This window comes from Serratia sp. Z4 (assembly GCF_009900725.1).
In the GTDB taxonomy this organism is placed as follows: Bacteria; Pseudomonadota; Gammaproteobacteria; order Enterobacterales; family Enterobacteriaceae; genus Serratia; species Serratia nematodiphila.
The window spans coordinates 196,029-214,186 of sequence record NZ_JAAABD010000006.1 but is presented as its reverse complement, the minus strand read 5'-3'; the positions used below and the strand labels follow the sequence as shown (position 1 = coordinate 214,186).

Annotated in this window: 18 protein-coding genes; 6 read left to right on the top strand and 12 right to left on the bottom strand. The window is 60.2% G+C overall.

Going from position 1 to position 18,158, the window contains the following annotated elements; genetic code table 11:
- Positions 1-7: 7 nt before the first annotated feature.
- From ygaH to GT753_RS20185, 3 genes are all read right to left on the bottom strand, one after another.
- Positions 8-355: an L-valine transporter subunit YgaH gene (gene ygaH / locus GT753_RS20195; protein ID WP_004928882.1), complete on the bottom strand. Its 348-nt coding sequence runs from the start codon at positions 353-355 to the stop codon at positions 8-10.
- Positions 345-1,091, bottom strand: a complete 747-nt coding sequence (locus tag GT753_RS20190) for an AzlC family ABC transporter permease (protein WP_160125890.1) — start codon at positions 1,089-1,091, stop codon at positions 345-347. The genes ygaH and GT753_RS20190 overlap by 11 nt, the downstream gene beginning before the upstream one ends.
- Before the next feature lie 121 nt (positions 1,092-1,212).
- The gene (locus GT753_RS20185) at positions 1,213-2,412 is read right to left on the bottom strand and encodes an MFS transporter (protein ID WP_160125889.1); all 1,200 of its coding nucleotides are present in this window, start codon (positions 2,410-2,412) and stop codon (positions 1,213-1,215) included.
- Positions 2,413-2,517: 105 nt separating this feature from the next.
- On the opposite strand from GT753_RS20185, the gene GT753_RS20180 reads away from it, so the two are divergent.
- A complete protein-coding gene (locus GT753_RS20180; RefSeq protein WP_004928891.1) occupies positions 2,518-3,396 on the top strand; it encodes a LysR family transcriptional regulator in 879 nt (292 codons plus the stop codon).
- 30 nt (positions 3,397-3,426) lie between these two features.
- On the opposite strand, the gene proX is transcribed toward GT753_RS20180, so the two are convergent.
- The 3 genes from proX to proV all read right to left on the bottom strand — a co-directional run bounded on the left by proX (position 3,427) and on the right by proV (position 6,799).
- Complete coding sequence (proX, locus tag GT753_RS20175) at positions 3,427-4,428, bottom strand: glycine betaine/L-proline ABC transporter substrate-binding protein ProX (protein WP_004928894.1); 1,002 nt, start codon at positions 4,426-4,428, stop codon at positions 3,427-3,429.
- Positions 4,429-4,497: 69 nt separating this feature from the next.
- A complete protein-coding gene (gene proW, locus GT753_RS20170) occupies positions 4,498-5,604 on the bottom strand; it encodes a glycine betaine/L-proline ABC transporter permease ProW (protein WP_004928897.1) in 1,107 nt (368 codons plus the stop codon).
- The gene (gene proV, locus GT753_RS20165; RefSeq protein ID WP_160125888.1) at positions 5,597-6,799 is read right to left on the bottom strand and encodes a glycine betaine/L-proline ABC transporter ATP-binding protein ProV; all 1,203 of its coding nucleotides are present in this window, start codon (positions 6,797-6,799) and stop codon (positions 5,597-5,599) included. Before proV ends, proW begins: the two co-directional genes overlap by 8 nt.
- 126 nt (positions 6,800-6,925) lie before the next feature.
- Between proV and GT753_RS20160 the strand changes: the two genes are divergently transcribed.
- Positions 6,926-7,183 carry a hypothetical protein gene (locus tag GT753_RS20160; RefSeq protein ID WP_130054917.1) on the top strand — a complete coding sequence of 86 codons (258 nt, stop codon included), beginning with the start codon at positions 6,926-6,928 and terminating at the stop codon, positions 7,181-7,183.
- Between the two features lie 22 nt (positions 7,184-7,205).
- On the opposite strand, the gene GT753_RS20155 is transcribed toward GT753_RS20160, so the two are convergent.
- Together GT753_RS20155 and GT753_RS20150 are read right to left on the bottom strand one after the other, a co-directional pair.
- The gene (locus GT753_RS20155) at positions 7,206-7,892 is read right to left on the bottom strand and encodes a response regulator (protein ID WP_004928904.1); all 687 of its coding nucleotides are present in this window, start codon (positions 7,890-7,892) and stop codon (positions 7,206-7,208) included.
- Positions 7,893-7,924: 32 nt separating this feature from the next.
- Complete coding sequence (locus GT753_RS20150) at positions 7,925-9,517, bottom strand: sensor histidine kinase (protein WP_160125887.1); 1,593 nt, start codon at positions 9,515-9,517, stop codon at positions 7,925-7,927.
- 326 nt (positions 9,518-9,843) lie between these two features.
- Between GT753_RS20150 and GT753_RS20145 the strand changes: the two genes are divergently transcribed.
- Positions 9,844-11,199, top strand: a complete 1,356-nt coding sequence (locus GT753_RS20145; RefSeq protein WP_004928909.1) for a 2-hydroxycarboxylate transporter family protein — start codon at positions 9,844-9,846, stop codon at positions 11,197-11,199.
- A gap of 97 nt (positions 11,200-11,296) precedes the next feature.
- Here GT753_RS20145 and GT753_RS20140 read toward each other — a convergent pair whose 3' ends face one another.
- Positions 11,297-12,268 (bottom strand): patatin-like phospholipase family protein, encoded by a 972-nt coding sequence (locus GT753_RS20140; protein WP_021504982.1) that lies wholly within the window; start codon positions 12,266-12,268, stop codon positions 11,297-11,299.
- Between the two features lie 206 nt (positions 12,269-12,474).
- Here GT753_RS20140 and GT753_RS20135 point away from each other — a divergent pair, with 206 nt between their 5' ends.
- The 3 genes from GT753_RS20135 (at position 12,475) to GT753_RS20125 (ending at position 14,581) form a co-directional block, all read left to right on the top strand.
- Entirely contained in the window at positions 12,475-13,419 is a 945-nt protein-coding gene (locus GT753_RS20135; RefSeq protein ID WP_044030623.1) for an MBL fold metallo-hydrolase, read from the top strand.
- Between the two features lie 153 nt (positions 13,420-13,572).
- Positions 13,573-14,313, top strand: coding sequence for an SDR family oxidoreductase (locus tag GT753_RS20130; protein WP_076741038.1), 741 nt, complete (start codon positions 13,573-13,575; stop codon positions 14,311-14,313).
- Positions 14,314-14,377: 64 nt separating this feature from the next.
- Positions 14,378-14,581 carry a DUF1289 domain-containing protein gene (locus tag GT753_RS20125; protein WP_015378867.1) on the top strand — a complete coding sequence of 68 codons (204 nt, stop codon included), beginning with the start codon at positions 14,378-14,380 and terminating at the stop codon, positions 14,579-14,581.
- A 61-nt stretch (positions 14,582-14,642) separates the two neighbouring features.
- Here the strand turns inward: GT753_RS20125 and nrdF are convergent, their stop codons facing one another.
- Genes nrdF through nrdI form a run of 3 tightly spaced genes read right to left on the bottom strand, consistent with a single transcriptional unit; the run spans position 14,643 to position 18,153 of the window.
- Positions 14,643-15,614, bottom strand: a complete 972-nt coding sequence (nrdF, locus tag GT753_RS20120; protein ID WP_004928917.1) for a class 1b ribonucleoside-diphosphate reductase subunit beta — start codon at positions 15,612-15,614, stop codon at positions 14,643-14,645.
- A gap of 8 nt (positions 15,615-15,622) precedes the next feature.
- Positions 15,623-17,767, bottom strand: a complete 2,145-nt coding sequence (gene nrdE / locus GT753_RS20115) for a class 1b ribonucleoside-diphosphate reductase subunit alpha (protein WP_015378866.1) — start codon at positions 17,765-17,767, stop codon at positions 15,623-15,625.
- Positions 17,749-18,153 (bottom strand): class Ib ribonucleoside-diphosphate reductase assembly flavoprotein NrdI, encoded by a 405-nt coding sequence (nrdI, locus tag GT753_RS20110; RefSeq protein ID WP_015378865.1) that lies wholly within the window; start codon positions 18,151-18,153, stop codon positions 17,749-17,751. Before nrdI ends, nrdE begins: the two co-directional genes overlap by 19 nt.
- Between the last annotated feature and the right edge of the window lie 5 nt (positions 18,154-18,158).

Sequence of the window (18,158 nt, the reverse complement as noted above, 5' to 3'; positions counted from 1 at the left end):
AGCGGCGTCAGCCTGCACCGAAAAGCATTAACAGTTTTAATGTGACGCCGAAGGCCGTTGCGCCGAGCAGCGTCGACAGAATGATGCTTTTGCTGCGGTAGAAGCACAGTGCCAGCGCGGCGAACCCCACCAACGTCGGCAGCAGCTTGTCCGGCTCGCGCATCACCACCGGCGTGCTGGAGACCACCAGCAGGGCGCAGATCGAGGCGATGCCAATGCTGTCGAGCAACAGGGCGGCTTTACCGCGTTTGAGGCCGGGCTGGGCGCGCGCCGGCGCCAGCCGCAGCGGCAGATAACGGAACAGGTAATTGGCGCAGCCCACCACCAGGCCGATCACCAGCACATCAATGTTCATGGCTGGCCTCCGCCGGGGCTGGCTGGAACAGGGCGGCAATGCAGCCGGCGCCGATGCCGGCCAAAATGGCGACCGGAATGGAGAACAGCACCACGCCGAGCAGCGCGCCGGCCAGCGCGGCGGCGATAGTCAGGCTCTGCGGGCGGCGGAAGGCGGCCAGCAGGAAACTGAGAAACAGCGCCGGCAGCATGAAGGCCAGCGAGGCCTCGATCACCGGGAACTGCTCCAGCGGGCCGTTGCCGAACAGCGCGCCGAGCGCGGTGCCGGCCACCCAGGAGAGCCAGGAACAGAGCGCGATGCCCAGCATCCAGTTTTCGCTCCAGCTGCGGTTATTGCGCATCAGCCTGGCGGTGGCCGCGGCGAAGACCTCATCGGTCAGGCCAAAGGCCCATATCGCCGTTTTGCCGGGCGACATGCGCGAGACGATGCGGTGACGCAGCGCCGGGCCGTACAGCAGGTGGCGCACGTCCATCGCCATCACCGTCAATGCGGAGACCCACAGCGACATCCCGGCGCTCAGCAGGGCGGTGATCACGAACTGGCTGGCGCCGGCGTAGATGATACAGGAGAAGAAAATGCTTTCCAGCGGGGAAAAACCCAGTTTGACGGCGCTGAGGCCGAAGGCGAACGCCACCGGGACATACCCGATGACGATCGGCAAACTGTCGACGACGCCGTTGGCGAAGGTGGCGCTGACGGCGGGCGAATTGAGGCTGTCTGCAGCTTGGCTTTGCATGGTTGTGGATCGCAGGGTAGATAGGACTTCAATAGTTTATGCCCAGAACATTACCAGAGAGTAAGTAATGTTTATACCCTGCACCGCTAATAAATTTCTTTAGTGACTATTTGCACGATAATCAGATTGTCGCCGGCCCCTGCGGATCGTGATGCTTGCCGAGCCACCAGGTCAGCAGGTTGAGCAGGCATAACACCCCGCCGGCGGCGGCCACGCCGTACCAACCGGCATGTTGATAGGCCGAGGCGGAGAGCAGCGAACCGAGCGCGCCGCCGATAAAGTAGCTGGTCATGTAGCCGGCGGTCAGGCGGTTGCGCGCGTCCGGCATGATGCGATACATCACGCTCTGGTTGGTGACGTGCACCGCCTGCACCGCCAGATCGAGGATCAGGATGCCGGCGATCAGCGCCCACAGCGATTGTTTGGCGAACGCGATAGGGATCCAGGACAGCAGCAGCAACGCCAGGCCGACGGTGGTGGTCAGCCCGGCCTTGCCTTTGTCCGCCAGATGCCCGGCGCGCGAAGCGGCCAGCGCCCCGGCGGCGCCCACCAGGCCGAACAGCCCAATCACCCCCTCGGAATAGTTGAACGGCGGCGCGGCGAGCAGAAAGGCCATTGAGGTCCAGAGCACGCTGAAGTTGGCGAACGACAGGGCGCCGAGGATGGCGCGGGTGCGCAGCAGCGGCGTGCGGCAGAACAGGCTGAAGATCGAGGCCAGCAACTGCGGGTAGTTCAGCCCGGAGTGTTGCTTATAGCGCGGCAGCGCGCGCCACAGGATCAGCGCCATCAGGATCATCAGCACGCTGGCGACCCAGTAGATGGTGCGCCAGCCACCGAACGACGCCAGTGCGCCCGCGACGGTGCGCGCCAGCAGGATGCCGAGCAGCAGGCCACTCATGATGATGCCGACGGTCTTGCCGCGCTTTTCCGGGTGGGCCAGCGTGGCGGCCAGCGGCACCAGGATCTGCGCCACTACCGAGAACAGCCCGGTGAGCGCGGTGCCGAGGATCATCATCGGCAGCGTGGCGGAGGTGGCGGTGATCAGCATGCCCCCGGCGGCCAGCAGCGTCATGAAAACGATCAGCCCGCGGCGTTCGAACATATCGCCGAGCGGCACCAGCAGCAGCAGGCCGGTGGCGTAACCGAGCTGCGCGGCGGTGACGATAAAGCCGGCCTGGTTGACCGACAGGTTGAAACTGGTGGCGATGGTTTCCAGCAGCGGTTGCGCGTAATAGTTGCTGGCGACCGCCAGGCCGGTGGCGATGGCGATCAGCACGGTCAGCGCCGGGCTGAGGCCCGGATGGGCGTTTTTTGGGGTCATGATTTTTTCATCACGGGAAGAAGATAGCGCGCAGTATCCGGCAACGCGTCTGCGGAAACCAATGTATAATTTTCATTTGATTTATCTCATTTCAAGATAGATGCCATGAACCTGAAACAGATCCGCTATGCGCTGGCGGTGGCGGAAGAACAGAGTTTCACCCGGGCGGCGCAGCGCTGCCATACGGTGCAGTCGGCGCTCAGCCACCAGATCGCCAAACTGGAAGAAGAGCTGGGCTGTACGCTGTTTGAACGCACCTCGCGCCGGGTGCGCTTGACCCCCGCCGGCCAGGCTTTCATTCCGTCGGCGCAGCGGCTGTTGGCGGCGCAGCAGGCGCTGGTGGAAGAGGTGACCGCCGCCGGCGATGCGGTGTCCGGCACCCTGACCATCGGCACGATTTCAACCATAAACGCGATTGATCTGACCGAAAAGCTCGACAAGTTTCATCGCCACTATCCGGCGGTGAACATCCGCCTTTACGTTGGCATGAGCGAAGCCCTGTTGGAGGACGTGCGTCAGCAGAAGTGTGATATGGCGTTTGTCGGCATCTGGCCCGGCGATGTCGATTTACTGCCGATGTCGCACCGGCAGTTGACCGATGAGCCGCTGGTGGCGTTGGTGGCGCCGCAGCACCCGCTGGCCAACCGCGAGCGGGTCAACCTGCAAGCGCTGGCGGAAGTGCCGCTGGTAGATTTCTACAGCGGCACCGGCGCGCGGCGCCAAACCGATCGCGCTTTCCTGGCGGCGGGCATCCGCCGGCACGTCAGTTTTGAGATCGATCATATCGAATGGCTGGAGAATCTGGTGCGGCGCGGGTTGGCGGCGGGTATCGTACCTGTCTCGACCGCGCAACGCTTAAGCGCGTTGGTGTCGATTCCGATTGAAGACGGGCCGCGGCGCCAGGTGTATTGCATTTGGCCGCAGCCCTTGTCGAACGCCGCCGCACGTTTTTTACAGTTCAGCGGCATCGATATGGCGGGGTAGGGGCGCGGCAAAGGCGGCGCCCCTGAACGGTTACGGCTTCGCCGCTGCGGCGGCGGTTTTCACCCAGCCGTCGAAGGTGGCCTGATGCGCCTTGATCCAGCCGTTAACGTGGTTCTGGATATCGGCTTCCGAAGCCTGGCCTTCATGCATGCGCAGGTTTTGCGCGTTGATGTCGGCGATCGGCAGCTTCATGATGGCGAACAGCTTGGCGGCCGCCGGATTGGCTGCGGCCCACTGCTTGTTGGCGGCGATGCGCATGGTGTTGACCGGGAAGCCGTAGTTGGCGCCGTTAGGCAGTTTGGTGTCAACGTTTTTCTGCTCGCCCGGCAGGGAGGAAAACGGCACCTGCAGCCAGACCACGTCGCGGCCCGGCACCATCACATCGCTGACCCAGTACGGCGTCCAGGTGTAATACAGCACCGGTTTACCCTCTTTGTAGCGGGTAATGGTGTCGGCGATCATCGCCGCGTAGTTGCCCTGATTGTGCTCGACGGTGTTGCTCAGGCCATAGGCCTTGATGTGGTGGTTGATCACCGCTTCGCAGCCCCAGCCCGGGGTGCAGCCGGTCAGATCGGCCTTGCCGTCGCCGTTGGTGTCGAACAGCTTGGCGATCTTGGGATCCTTGAGCTGCTCGACGTTGGTGATGTGGTATTGCTCGGCGGTTTTCTTGTCGATCAGGTAGCCCTGCGCGGCGCCGTTGACGTAGACGCCTTCGCGGTAGAACTTGGCGTCGCCGCCGGCGGCCTTGTACTGATCGGCGTGCAGCGGATCCCAGTTGACCGCGATAAAGGTCGCGTCACCGGAGGCGATCGAAGTGTAGGCGACGTTGTAATCCACTTCACGCGGTTCTTTCACGTCGTAACCCAATTTTTCCAGCGCCTTGCTGACCAGCAGCGTCTGGAAAGTCTCTTCGGAAATGGTGCTTTGCACCGGCTGTACCGCGATCCCCTTGCCGGGTAAATCTGCCGCGCTCACGCTCTGTGAGCCAATCAGCGTCGTCAGGGCGAGAGCCCAGATGCCCGTGGTGCGCATAGTGTTTCCCCTCTTTCGATGTGGTGGTGTCATAGCCCGCCGGGGCCGCAGCCGCCGGCGGGAAAAGCGTCAGGCTTGCTTGATGAACGGGCGAGTCAGTAACCCGATGGGGCCGCGGCGATACCAGCGGCCGATGCCTTTACTGCGGCGATCGCGCCCCAGCGATTGGGTGAGGCGATCGAGAATGATCGCCAGGATCACGATGCCGACCCCGCCGACGGCGGCCAAGCCCATGTCCAGCCGACCGATGCCGCGCAGCACCATCTGTCCCAGGCCGCCGACGGCGATCATCGAGGCGATGACCACCATCGACAGCGCCAACATCAGCGTCTGGTTAACGCCGGCCATGATGGTCGGCATCGCCAGCGGCAGCTGCACTTTGAACAGCAGCTGGCGCGGGCTGGCGCCAAAGGATTCGGCGGCCTCGATCAGATCCTCCGGCACCTGCTTGATGCCGAGAATGGTCAGACGCACGATCGGCGGCAGTGCGAAGATGATGGTCACTACCACGCCCGGCACGTTGCCGATGCCGAACAGCATGACGATCGGCACCAGATAGACGAAGGCCGGAGTGGTTTGCATGGCGTCGAGCAGCGGCCTAATCACCTTGGCGGCATGCTTGCTGCGCGCCAGCCAGATGCCGAGTGGCAGGCCGATAAGGATGCAGAAGAACAGCGCGGTCAGCACCAGCGCCAGCGTGACCATCGCCTGCGACCAGGCGCCGATGGCGCCGATGGCGATCAGGGAGAGCAGCGTCGCGGCGCCCATGCCGAGGCCCGAGACCTGCCAGGCGAGCAGCGAGAACACCAGAATGGCGATCGGCGCCGGCATGCCCAGCAGCAGTTGTTGGAAGCCGCTCAGGATCATGTCCACCGGCACGCGGATGCCCTGGAACAGCGGGCGGAAGTGCAGCACCAGCCAGTCGATGCCTTGCGTGACCCAGGTGTCGAACGGCACCCAGGCTTTGTGGAACGGATCGAGCAGGCTGAAGTGCTCCGGCTGCGCCGGGGCGCCGCTGAGCCAATCGGCGCTTTGCCCGGCGGCGTCATGTGCGGCCGGCGGCGGCGCGCTGGACCAGGCGTCACCGGCGTTGGCGGCGGCATCGCTGGCAGGTGCGGCGCCGGTATCGGCCGGTGCGGTAGCCCAGGGATCTTGGGTTTGCGTGGTATCACTCATTGGTTGAGCCCTCCTTGTCCAACGCCTGCAGCAGCATGGCCTTGGAGATGATGCCGAGATAGTTATGTTCTTCGCCCACCACCGGCACCGCGCACGGCGCCTGGGCGACCAGGGAAATCAGATCGCTGAGCGGCGTGTCGGCCGGCACGGCGGCGGGGGCCTCGAGCAGGGCATCGTCCAGCGTTTGATTGGCGGACAGCGCCTTTTTCAACGACTCTATCGACACCACGCCGATAAATTTCTTCCCGCGTTCAACAACATAACCATAATCACGGTCCTCATCGCGCAGCAGCTGCAGCGCCGAGCGGGGGCCAAAACCGGGGGTTTTGCGGATCAGCGTCACCGGGCGCCGTTGGGTGATATCCTTGGCGCTGAATACATGACTGATGTCCACGCCGCGGAAGAAGGTGCGCACATAGTCGTTGGCCGGGTTGTTCAGGATCTCGTCCGGCGTGCCGACCTGGATCACCTCACCGCCCTGCATGATGGCGATGCGATCGCCAATGCGCATCGCTTCGTCCAGATCGTGGGAAATAAACACGATGGTGCGCTGATGCTGAGCCTGTAATTTCACCAGCTCATCCTGCATTTCGGTACGAATTAACGGATCGAGCGCCGAGAAGGCTTCGTCCATCAATAATATATCCGGGTTATTGGCCAGGGCGCGGGCTAATCCCACGCGCTGGCGCATACCGCCGGATAATTCATCCGGATAAGACAGCGCATAATTCTCCAGCCCGACCTGACGCAGGGCATCCAGCGCTTTTTCCTGGCGCTCCTGCAGCGGTATGCCGGCTAATTCCATACCGAAAGCGGTGTTATTCAGGACATTCATGTGCGGCATTAGCGCGAATGACTGAAATACCATGCTGATCTTATTTCGCCGCACGGTGCGCAGCGCGGTGTCAGATATTTTGGCGATGTCCTCACCGTCGATCAGCACCTGACCGCGGGTGGGTTCTATCAGACGATTGAGAAGGCGTACCAGGGTGGACTTGCCGGAACCGGAGAGCCCCATGATGACAAATATCTCGCCTTCTTCAATGGCCAGAGTGGCGTCTTTTACGCCGAGCGATAAGCCGGTTTTTTCAAACAGCCGATCTTTTGTCAGACCTTTATCCAGCAGTTTGAATGCGCGTTCCGGGTGTTCGCCAAATATCTTATACAGGTTTTTTACTTCGAGTTTAATTGCCATGCAATTTGCTGTTTCCTCTGGTTTAATTAACGCGTTATGGGCTGTCCTTAGCAAAATAAAAGAGCTTTTTACCCTAACACAGTGAATATCTGAGACAACCCTCAATGTCATTTAAATGGGATATTAGTGGTTTACATCAAGGTTTTAATTAGTTATGGTAATTTGGCCCGTGACTCAAAATTGACGGTCATTATTCGGCATAATGGTTTGGTTTTTGGGAAAATAATACGGTGTGGTGCAGAGAGATATTTTGGCGCCGCGCCTGCCGTTCGGATAATAAAAAACCCGACCAGAGGCCGGGCAAAAGTCATCAGTATTTCATCAGTTTTAACGACAGGTGCCGATATCGAGGGGGATATCGTCGAGCGTCATGTTATCGCCTGAGTATGACAGCCAGATGGCAGCCTCAGGCCTTGCGATACAGCCGCCGCGGATGGCCGATATTGCCGTACAGCATCTCCACCCGCACGAACTGGGTGGCGACGCAATATTCCAGATACCGGCGAGCGGTGGTCTTGCTGATGCCGACTTGCTCAACCACGTCTTCCACCGCATGCGCCACCGCCGGCTGGGCGATAAACAGCGCCTGCACCAGCTCCAGCGTGTTGGTTTCGATGCCTTTGGCGCTCGGCTCGCTGGAGAACTGTTTCGACTGCAGGTTATACAGCGCATCGACGTTGTCCTGATCGATGATCTTGAAGGTGCGCTGGGTTTGCACGAACTGCATGAAGCGTTCGAGCGAATTGCGCAGCCGCTTGTAGGACACCGGTTTGATGATGTAATCGAAGGCGCCGTTGCGGATCGCCTGGCTGCAGGTATGCATGTCGCTGGCGGCGGTGATGAAGATCACCGAACAGGCGGGATTCTTCACCGCCGGTTCTTCCATCAGCTCGATGCCCTGGCCGTCCGGCAGGAAGTTATCCAGCAGGATTAGCCGAGGCTGATGCTCGTTGGCTTTGGCCCGCGCTTCGGCCAGCGTGGCGGCGTAAGCCACCACCCGCAGGTTGAAATTTTTCTCGATGAACTCCGCGTGCAGCGTCGCCAGTTGCGGCTCGTCTTCCACGATCAGAACGTCCAGTGCTAGGTGTGACATAATCGGGTGCTCAAAAAATCGGGTTATGGGTTTTATTTAGGGATAAATATAGAGAATATCGCGCCGTGCGGCTCGTTGTCCGACACTTCTATGCTGCCGTGCGCCTGCGCCACATGGCTGGCGACCAGATGCAGGCCAATGCCGTGGTCGCTTTTATCCGCTTTGGTGGTGACGCCCTGTTCAAACAGCGTATCACGAATCTCCTCGGCGATGCCGGTGCCGCGATCCGCCACCTCGATCACCAGCTCGTCGCTGCCATCGCTGATATAGAGTTCGATCGCGTCGTGCGGAGTCGGGCAGTGCAGCGTCGCTTCCACCGCATTATCCAGCAGGTTGCCGACGATCGACATCAGTTCGGTCTCATTCAGCGCCGCCGGGATCTGCCGCAGCTGGCAGGCCGGATCGAAGCGCAGCTCGATGCCTTTTTCTCTGGCGCTGGAATATTTGCCCAGCAGCAGGCCGCACAGCGCCGCCGAACTGAAGCGCTGCGAGATGAAATCGAGGATCTCCTGCGCGCCCTCGGATTGGGCTTCCACATAGCGGATGGCCTCGTCGTAGCGCTGCATATGCAACAGCCCGGCCAACGTGGCGGTCCAGTTCAGCTGCTCGTGGCGCATGATGCGCAGGTTGTCGGCATAGCGTTTCACCTGGCTGAGCTGGCTGCTCAGGGTATTGATGTCGTTTTTGTCGCGGAAGCTGATCACCCAGCCTTGCAGCTCCTGCTCTTGCATGATGCGCACCCGGCTGGCGATCACCCGCACGTGGTTGAAGCGGCACACCTCGTCGTGCGTATCCTGGCCCAGTTGCGCGGCGGCGAAGAAGTCAGGCTGCGCCTGGATCACCTCGCCGATCGGCCGGCCCAGCAAACTGGCGGCGGGCTGGTGCAGATCCAATAGCTCGCGCGCCGCATGGTTGATGGTGATGATCCGCAGCTGTGGATCGACGGCGATCACCCCTTCATAGATGGCTTCCAGCAGCGCTTTTTGCTGGCGCACCAGCAGCGCGATCTCTTTCGGTTCCAGCCAGAACATCTGGCGCTTGAGGTTTTTCGACAGCAGCCAGGAAAAGACGAACAGGGCGATCAGCAGCAGAACGATGGAGCCGATAATTTGCGTCAACGTCCTGGCATTTAAATTATCGATATGCGATTTCAAATAGCCGACGGAAACGATGCCGATCACGTGATTATTTTCATCCAGGATCGGCGCCTTGCTGCGCAATGAAACGCCAATGCCGCCCTTGCGAATGGAAATAATGCTTTTCCCTTCCAACACCTCTTTATTATCGCCGCCGATCATCGGCGTACCCAGGCGGCCTTCGTATTCGGAATGATAAAGGTGGCGGGCATGACTATCGCCGATGACGATATAACTGGCGTCGCTGCTGGCGCGGATTTTTTTCATCAGCGCGGCAATTCTGGCGGCGTCGTGTTTTTCCACTGCGTCCACCAGAGAAGGAATGAGGGCGATTTCCCGCGCCTGCACCTGGGCGCGGGCGCCGAGATCGCGGTGCAGCTGCGCATCCAACTGGTAATAGGTGTAGGCGCCGATACAGGTCAGCAGCAGGCAGGAGAAGGCCACCAGGCACAGAAACAGCTTGATTTGAAATGAGAGTTTGAGGCGCATGGCGGAGCTTCACCGTAAAGAGATCCTGAAGCCTTACCCTATCACGAGAAGCGGGGTCTGTAATATTGCGCCCGATCAACTTGTGATCCCTCACACGGGATTAGAGTGAACCGGACGAGAATTGTTCGCCTGCGATAAAATTGATAAGCTTTAAAATAAAAACGGTATTAACACCATTAAAACCACGTCGGTTTTTACATAATCTTAATTAACCCCATAGAAACCATAACCACCATTAAAAACCCTTTTTAACTTTGAACATAATCACAGCAGATAATCTGTGCGCTTCTCTATGATGGCTGAACAAACTAATAAGAGGCCAGATTATGAGCACAACAGATGATTCTTACCTCGTAGCCAAAGACAAGACCGCCGATATTCCTCTGCGTGAGAAATGGTGGCGGATACTGGACAATTATAAAGTAGGGATTATTCCGTTACCGTTCTTTATTCTGGCCGGCGTATTGATTCTGCTCGATTGCCTGGAAGGCAAATTGCCGAGCGATATCGTGGTGATGGTGGCCACGCTGGCGTTCTTCGGTTTCGCCTGCGGCGAATTCGGCAAACGCCTGCCGTTGATCGGCAAAATGGGTGCGGCGGCGATCTGCGCCACCTTTATTCCTTCCGCGCTGGTGCACTATGGCCTGTTGCCGGACGTGGTGGTGGAATCGACCACCAAGTTCTACAAATCGACCAACATTCTTTATCTCTACATCTGCTGCATCATCGTCGGCAGCATCATGAGCATGAACCGCCAGGTGCTGATCCAGGGTTTCCTGCGCATCTTCATTCCGATGCTGTGCGGCGAGATCGTCGGCATGCTGGTGGGGATGGGCGTCGGCATGGCGCTGGGCCTGGAGCCGTTCCAGATCTTCTTCTTCCTGATCTTGCCGATCATGGCCGGCGGCGTAGGTGAAGGGGCGATCCCGCTGTCGATGGGCTACGCGGCGATCCTGCACATGGAGCAGGGCGTGGCGCTGGGGCGCATTCTGCCGATCGTGATGCTCGGCAGCCTGACCGCCATCGTCATCGCCGGCCTGCTCAACCAACTGGGCAAGCGTTATCCGCACCTGACCGGCGAAGGCAGCCTGATGCCGAGTAAGCAGGGCGACAGCAACATGAACGCGGTGGAAAAAATCAGTGGCAAGGTGGACGTCAGCACCATCGCCTGCGGTGCGCTGTTGGCCATTCTGCTGTATATGGTGGGCATGCTGTTGCACCGCCTAATTGGCCTGCCGGCGCCGGTGGGCATGCTGTTCGCCGCCGTAGCGGTGAAGCTGGCGCACGGGGTGTCGCCGCGCATTCAGGAAGGTTCGCAGGTGGTGTACAAATTCTTCCGCACCGCCGTGACTTATCCGATCCTGTTCGCGGTCGGGGTGGCCATCACGCCGTGGCAGGAGCTGGTGGACGCGTTTACCGTCCAGAATCTGATCGTGATCGTCACGACCGTCAGCGCGCTGGTGGCGACCGGTTTCTTCGTTGGCAAGAAAATCGGCATGCACCCTATCGACGTGGCGATCGTCTCCTGTTGCCAGAGCGGGCAGGGCGGCACCGGCGACGTCGCGATCCTCACCGCCGGCAACCGCATGTCGCTGATGCCGTTCGCCCAGATCGCAACCCGTATCGGCGGCGCTATCAACGTCTCGCTGTCGCTGCTGGTGTTGGCCAAGTTCTTCGTATAACTCCTATAAATCCTTAGCGTTACTTTGCCTTTCCCCGCCCCCGCGGGGATTTTTTTTGCCCGCGCGCCGGCCTGACGCGCAGGCGGGAAAACACCGGTTACGCCGCCTGTTTCATGGCGGCGTCATACCAGGCGAAGTAGCGCTCTACGCCGCGACGGCCGGATTCGATCAGCGCGCGTTTCTTCTCCTCGCTGATGCCGAACTCCAGCGTGCCGACGTCGAGCGTGTCGACATACACGGTGCGTTTCCAGTCATCGCTGTCCAGATGCACCTTGGTTTGGATGTCCAGCATCACGTTGGCCACCGCCAGGGTGAAATCAAACAGGTTGTTGACCGGCGTGCGCGGGCCGGCCTGGCCGGCGGCCTGGGCGATTTCGCTGGCGGAATCCAGGCGAATGCCCAGCGTGCGGGTGTTGATGCGCTGGCTGGCGCTGTCGATGTAAGGCGGCGTGGCGGAGAAGTCATAATCGAATAGCCGCACCGGATAGTTGTCGATCATGCCACCGTCGATGCACAGGTCGCCCAGGGTATTGTTCTTCGCTACGAAGGCGAACGGGAACGACATCGAAATGCGCAGGCCGTCCGCCACTTTCATGCGCGGCGTGGTGCGGTGAGAATAGACCTCGCGTTGGCCGCTGTTGAGGTTGGCGCCGATAAAGTAAATCGACTTGAACCCTTTCGCCGTTTTCATCGCTTCGAACTGCTCGAAGGTAATATCCGGGTTGCCGGTATATTGTTTGATAATATCGCGCGACCATTGATAGAAATAATCGCCGGGCGCGATGCCGTATTGATTGAACAGGCGATAGGCGTCCTGGATCGTGCCGAAAAAGCCGCCGTTATAATCGAGGAATTTTTTAAAATCCATCGCCGACAGAATTTTGGTTACGTCTGCCGAGCTGCAGCCCAGGCCGACCAGCAGTGCGGCGATGGCGCCCGCCGAGGCACCGGAGGTTTGCTTGATCTGCGGCATGATGCCTTTGGCCTCCAGCAATTCCAGCGCGCCGCCATAGGCGATGCCTTTTACGCCGCCGCCTTCAAAGACCAGGTTTTCGAATTGATAGTTCATGATATTTCCTCACTCTTGGTTTAGGGAGTAAGGAAAATAACCAAGTGGCGAACGAGAAAATATGGATTGGGGTTGTGTGGGGCGGCAAACAAAATTATTAATAATAAATATATTGTTTATATATTTATCAAAGGCATTTATTAAACAGGCGCATCGGGCTTTTTGCGTCAATACTTAGCGCTGTTCAATTCTCGCAAGGAGTCATCATGTTCTGGAAACGTTGTCTGTTGGGCGCGGCGCTGGCCGTTATGTCGTTACAGGCCGGCGCCGCCGCGCCGCAGGCCAAAACCCCGACGCCGGGATTTTACCGCATCATGCTGGGCAGCTTTGAAGTGACCGCGTTGTCCGACGGCATTATTCGCCTGCCGGCGGACAAGCTGTTGCTGAACAGTACGCCGCAGCAGATCGCCGCCGGGTTGGCCGAGCGGCATCAAAGCCTGCCGGTGGTCACCTCGGTCAATGCTTATCTGATCAATACCGGCGACAAGCTGGTGATGATCGACAGCGGCGCTGGCCAGCTGCTGGGCGACGGCCTGGGCAAGCTGGTGGATAACCTGCGTGCGGCGGGCTACCAGCCGGAGCAGGTGGATGAGATCTACCTGACCCACATGCACCCGGACCACCTCGGCGGCCTGACGCACGACGGCAAGGCGGTATTCCCCAATGCGGTGGTGCGCGCCGCCAGCCAGGACGCGGACTTCTGGCTAAGCGCGGACAAACTGAAACAGGCTAGCGCGGGCAATAAGAGCAACTTCGAAAGGGCTCAGGCAGTGATCAAGCCGTATCAGGCGGCCGGCCACTTTAAGCCGTTCAGCGGCGACGGTGAGCTTTCCCCGGGCATTGCCGCCTTTGCCGCCCACGGCCATACGCCGGGGCATAGCGTGTATCAGGTGACCAGCCAGGGCCAGAAGCTGTTGCTGCTGGGGGATCTGATCCACGTGGCGGCGGTGCAGATGCCGCATCCGAAGGTGGCTATCAGCTTTGATAACGATGCCAAGGCGGCGGTCGCTCAGCGGCTGCGGATATTTGGCGATAGCGCGCGGCAGAGCGAGCTGGTGGGGGGCGCACACCTGTCGTTCCCGGGGTTGGGGTATTTGAACCGCCAGGGCGACGGTTACACCTGGGTGCCGCTGAATTACGGCGCGCTGTAACGGAGATGGCCGCCCGTTGGGCGGCCATCGAACAGAGCCCAGCGGCATTGTTCGATAATTTGGGATTATGATGCCAGAGAATCGGGGCTGATTCGCCGTGATAAACCGTGCATGATTAACGTCATGCCTGTCGTTTTCTTTAAGGAGCTCCCGATGAACCAGAAAACTCACTCCGTCGCCATCGTCACCGGCGCATCCCGCGGCATCGGCGCGGCCATCGCCGAGCGTCTGGCCGCCGATGGCTTTACCGTCATCATCAACTATTCAGGCAATCCGGCACCGGCCGATGAGCTGGTGCGCAAGATAGAACAGCGCGGCGGCCGCGCCTTGAGCGTCAAGGCCGACGTCAGCGATGCGGCTGCGGTCACCCGGCTGTTCGACAGCGCCGAACAGGCGTTTGGCGGTGTCGACGTGCTGGTCAATAACGCCGGGGTGATCGCGCTGGCGCCGATAGCGGACATGAGGGATGAAGACGCGGATCGCCTGCTCGACATCAACCTGAAAGGCAGCTTCAATGCGATGCGCGAGGCGGCGAAGCGCCTGCGCGACAATGGCCGCATCATCAACTTCTCCTCCAGCGTGGTGGGGTTGCTGCAGCCGGGTTACGGCATGTATGCCGCCAGTAAGGCGGCGATCGAAGCGCTGACCAGCGTGCTGGCGAAAGAGCTGCGCGGCCGCAATATCACGGTGAACGCCGTCGCGCCGGGGCCGACTGCCACCGGCTTGTTCCTCGACGGCAAAACCCCGGAGCTTATCGAGCGGCTGGCGAAGATGGCGCCGTTGGAACGCCTGGGTACGCCGGACGATATCGCCGCGGCGGTGGCTTTTCTCGCCGGGGCCGACGGCGGCTGGATCAATGGCCAAACCCTGCGCGCCAACGGCGGCATCATCTGATTGGCGACGCGCCGCCGCCGGATCGGGTATCCTGTGGCGGAACATATCACATCAAGGGCAACGTATGGCGGGCCACACTCAGCAATCCCATCCTGGCGTCAGATCGCCCTGTGTCAGCCTGTGCCGGATCGACGACGAAACCCAGCAGTGCCGCGGATGCCGGCGCACGCGGGCGGAGATCGCCGCCTGGCCGACCGCCAGCGACGCGGAGAAACGCGCCATCTGGCGGCGGCTTGAGCTGCGTGCGGAATTCAAGCAAAACACATAGTCGCGAGAGCACGACACGCCGCACTCCCGTGAAGGTTTATTCCTGATACGGCTAGCCAGCCTCAGAAATCCCAGTCCTCATCCTCGGTGTTGACCGCCTTGCCGATGACGTAGGACGACCCTGAGCCGGAGAAGAAGTCGTGGTTTTCGTCGGCGTTCGGCGACAGCGCCGACAGGATCGCCGGGTTGACCTCCGCCATCGCCGGTGGGAACAGCGCTTCATACCCGAGGTTCATCAGCGCCTTGTTGGCGTTGTAGTGCAGGAAGGTCTTCACGTCTTCCGTCCAGCCGACGCCGTCGTACAGCTCCTCGGTGTAACGCACCTCGTTGTCGTACAGATCCTGCAGCAGATCGAAGGCGAAGTTTTTCACCTGCTGGCGCCGCGCGGCGTCCACCTTCTCCAGCCCTTTCTGGAACTTATAGCCGATATAGTAGCCGTGCACCGCTTCGTCGCGAATGATCAGGCGGATCAGATCGGCGGTGTTGGTCAGCTTGGCGCGGCTGGACCAGTACATCGGCAGGTAAAAGCCCGAATAGAACAGGAACGACTCGAGGAAGACGCTGGCGACTTTTTTCAGCAGCGGATCGTCGCTGCGGTAGTGAGCCAGAATGATGCCGGCTTTCTTCTGCAGCGCGCGGTTTTCCTCGCTCCAGCGATAGGCGTCATCCACGTCCGGCGTTTGGCACAGGGTGGAGAAGATTGAGCTGTAAGAGCGGGCGTGCACCGCCTCCATAAAACTGATGTTGGAGTACACCGCCTCTTCGTGCGGCGTCAGCGCATCGGCGATCAGGGCCGGCGCGCCGACGGTGTTCTGGATGGTGTCCAGCAGCGTCAGCCCGGTGAACACCCGAATGGTCAGCTGCTGCTCCTTCGGCGTCAGCGTGGCCCAGGAGGGGATATCGTTGGACAGCGGCACCTTCTCCGGCAGCCAGAAGTTGGAGGTCAGGCGGTTCCACACCTCCAGATCCTTGTCGTCTTCGATGATGTTCCAGTTGATGGCGCGCACCAGCGGCGCCGATGTTACGGTCGTCATAAGTTGCCTCACAGCGAGCAGGACACGCAGCCCTGCACCTCGGTGCCTTCCAGCGCCATCTGGCGCAGGCGGATGTAGTAAATGGTCTTGATGCCTTTGCGCCAGGCGTAGATCTGCGCGCGGTTGATGTCGCGGGTGGTGGCGGTATCGCGGAAGAACAACGTCAGCGACAGCCCCTGATCGACGTGTTGCGTGGCGGCGGCATAGGTATCGATGATTTTCTCCGGGCCAATCTCGTAGGCATCCTGGTAATACGCCAGGTTGTCGTTGGTCATGTAAGGCGCCGGGTAGTAAACGCGGCCGATCTTGCCTTCCTTGCGGATCTCGATGCGCGAAACGATCGGATGAATGCTGGAGGTGGCGTTGTTGATGTACGAGATGGAGCCGGTCGGCGGCACCGCCTGCAGGTTCTGGTTGTACAGCCCGTGCATCATCACCGACTGGCGCAGCGCGCGCCACTCGTCGCGCCCCGGAATGGCGATGCCGGCGGCGGCGAACAGCTCGCGCACCCGCTCGGTCTGCGGCAGCCAGTCGCGTTCGGTGTATTTGTCGAAGTACTCGCCGCTGGCATAGCGCGAGTGCTCAAAGCCGTCAAAGGCGCCGCCGCGCTCGATCGCCAGCCGGTTAGAGGCGCGGATGGCGTGATAGGCCACGGTATAGAAATAGAGATTGGTGAAGTCGATGCCTTCTTCCGAGCCGTAGAAGATACGCTCGCGCGCCAGGTAACCGTGCAGGTTCATCTGACCGAGACCGATGGCGCGGGCGCTGCGGTTGCCTTCGGCGATCGACGGCACCGAGCGGATGTCGCTCATGTCGGCCACCGCGGTCAGCGCACGGATCGCGGTCTCGATCGCTTTGCCGAAGTCCGGTGCGTCCATGGTTTTGGCGATGTTCAGCGAGCCGAGGTTGCAGGAGATGTCCTTGCCGATGCGATCGTAGCTCAGATCTTCATGATACGTACTGGCGCGGTTGACCTGCAGGATCTCCGAACACAGGTTGCTCATGTTGATGCGACCGGCGATCGGGTTCTCCCGGTTGACCGTGTCCTCGAACATGACATACGGGTAGCCGGATTCGAACTGGATCTCCGCCAGCACCTGGAAGAATTCGCGCGCATTGATGCGCGACTTGCGGATGCGCTTGTCGTCCACCATCTCGCGGTACTTCTCGCTGACGGCAATCTCCGAAAACGGCACGCCATACACCCGCTCGACGTCGTAGGGCGAGAACAGGTACATCTCCTCGTTGTTCTTCGCCAGCTCAAAGGTGATATCCGGGATCACCACCCCCAGCGACAGCGTTTTGATGCGGATCTTCTCGTCGGCGTTTTCCCGCTTGGTGTCGAGAAAACGCAGAATGTCCGGGTGGTGGGCGTTGAGATATACCGCGCCGGCTCCCTGGCGTGCGCCGAGCTGGTTGGCGTAGGAGAAGGCATCTTCGAGCATTTTCATGATCGGAATGACGCCGGAAGACTGGTTCTCGATGCGCTTGATCGGCGCGCCCACTTCGCGAATATTGCTCAGCAGGAAGGCCACGCCGCCGCCGCGTTTCGACAGCTGCAGCGCGGAGTTCACCGCCCGGCCGATCGATTCCATATTGTCTTCGATGCGTAGCAGGAAGCAGGAGACCAGTTCGCCGCGCTGGCGTTTGCCGCAGTTGAGGAAGGTCGGCGTGGCCGGCTGGAAGCGGCCCGAAATCATCTCCTCCACCAGATCCTGCGCCAGGGCGGTATCGCCCGCCGCCAGCGTCATCGCCACCATGCACACCCGATCTTCGTAGCGTTCCAGATAGCGCTTGCCGTCGAAGGTTTTGAGCGTATAGCTGGTGTAGTACTTGAAGGCGCCGAGGAAGGTCTCGAAGCGGAATTTTTTGGCGTAGGCCTGCTGGAACAGCTGCTTGATAAACGGGAACTCGTACTGCGCCAGCACCTGCGGCTCGTAGTAGCCTTCTTCCACCAGATAGCGCAGCTTTTCCTCCAGGTTATGGAAGAACACGGTGTTTTGGTTGACGTGCTGCAGGAAGTAGTGCCGCGCCGCCAGCCGATCCTTGTCGAACTGGATCCGGCCTTCCGCATCGTAAAGATTGAGCATCGCGTTGAGCGAATGGTAATCCAGCGCGCCCGTCTCGGGCCTGGTCAGTTCTGTCGTTGCCAAAATGCGGTTACTCCCTGTCGAACGTTTTCAACGTCTTGCGCGGTGCCGAGCAGCTCGAAGCGGTACAAAAAAGGCACCTGGCATTTTTTGGCGATGATGTCGCCGGCGATGCCGTACGCTGCGCCGAAGTTGGTGTTCCCGGCGGCGATGACGCCGCGCAGGTATGAACGGTTTTGCGGAACGTTGAGAAAGCGGATCACCTGGATCGGCACCGCGCCGACGGCGCTGCCGCCGCCATAGCTGGGCACGATCAAGATATAGGGTTGTTCCATCAGCAATTTGCTGCGGGCGCCGGCGATCGGAATGCGGATCGCCGGCAGGCCCAGTTTCTCAACGAATCGGTGGGTGTTCTCCGAACTGCTGGAGAAATAGACCAGCGGATTCATCGTCG

What these genes read in the sequence shown, in the direction of transcription:
- proW (WP_004928897.1), bottom strand. Translation starts at nt 5,604, where the DNA reads ATGAGTGATACCACGCAAACCCAAGATCCCTGGGCTACCGCACCGGCC.
- GT753_RS20180 (WP_004928891.1), top strand. Translation starts at nt 2,518, where the DNA reads ATGAACCTGAAACAGATCCGCTATGCGCTGGCGGTGGCGGAAGAACAG.
- GT753_RS20145 (WP_004928909.1), top strand. Translation starts at nt 9,844, where the DNA reads ATGAGCACAACAGATGATTCTTACCTCGTAGCCAAAGACAAGACCGCC.
- GT753_RS20140 (WP_021504982.1), bottom strand. Translation starts at nt 12,268, where the DNA reads ATGAACTATCAATTCGAAAACCTGGTCTTTGAAGGCGGCGGCGTAAAA.
- GT753_RS20155 (WP_004928904.1), bottom strand. Translation starts at nt 7,892, where the DNA reads ATGTCACACCTAGCACTGGACGTTCTGATCGTGGAAGACGAGCCGCAA.
- GT753_RS20125 (WP_015378867.1), top strand. Translation starts at nt 14,378, where the DNA reads ATGGCGGGCCACACTCAGCAATCCCATCCTGGCGTCAGATCGCCCTGT.
- GT753_RS20130 (WP_076741038.1), top strand. Translation starts at nt 13,573, where the DNA reads ATGAACCAGAAAACTCACTCCGTCGCCATCGTCACCGGCGCATCCCGC.
- ygaH (WP_004928882.1), bottom strand. Translation starts at nt 355, where the DNA reads ATGAACATTGATGTGCTGGTGATCGGCCTGGTGGTGGGCTGCGCCAAT.
- proV (WP_160125888.1), bottom strand. Translation starts at nt 6,799, where the DNA reads ATGGCAATTAAACTCGAAGTAAAAAACCTGTATAAGATATTTGGCGAA.
- GT753_RS20185 (WP_160125889.1), bottom strand. Translation starts at nt 2,412, where the DNA reads ATGACCCCAAAAAACGCCCATCCGGGCCTCAGCCCGGCGCTGACCGTG.
- GT753_RS20135 (WP_044030623.1), top strand. Translation starts at nt 12,475, where the DNA reads ATGTTCTGGAAACGTTGTCTGTTGGGCGCGGCGCTGGCCGTTATGTCG.
- nrdI (WP_015378865.1), bottom strand. Translation starts at nt 18,153, where the DNA reads ATGAATCCGCTGGTCTATTTCTCCAGCAGTTCGGAGAACACCCACCGA.
- GT753_RS20190 (WP_160125890.1), bottom strand. Translation starts at nt 1,091, where the DNA reads ATGCAAAGCCAAGCTGCAGACAGCCTCAATTCGCCCGCCGTCAGCGCC.
- proX (WP_004928894.1), bottom strand. Translation starts at nt 4,428, where the DNA reads ATGCGCACCACGGGCATCTGGGCTCTCGCCCTGACGACGCTGATTGGC.
- GT753_RS20150 (WP_160125887.1), bottom strand. Translation starts at nt 9,517, where the DNA reads ATGCGCCTCAAACTCTCATTTCAAATCAAGCTGTTTCTGTGCCTGGTG.
- nrdF (WP_004928917.1), bottom strand. Translation starts at nt 15,614, where the DNA reads ATGACGACCGTAACATCGGCGCCGCTGGTGCGCGCCATCAACTGGAAC.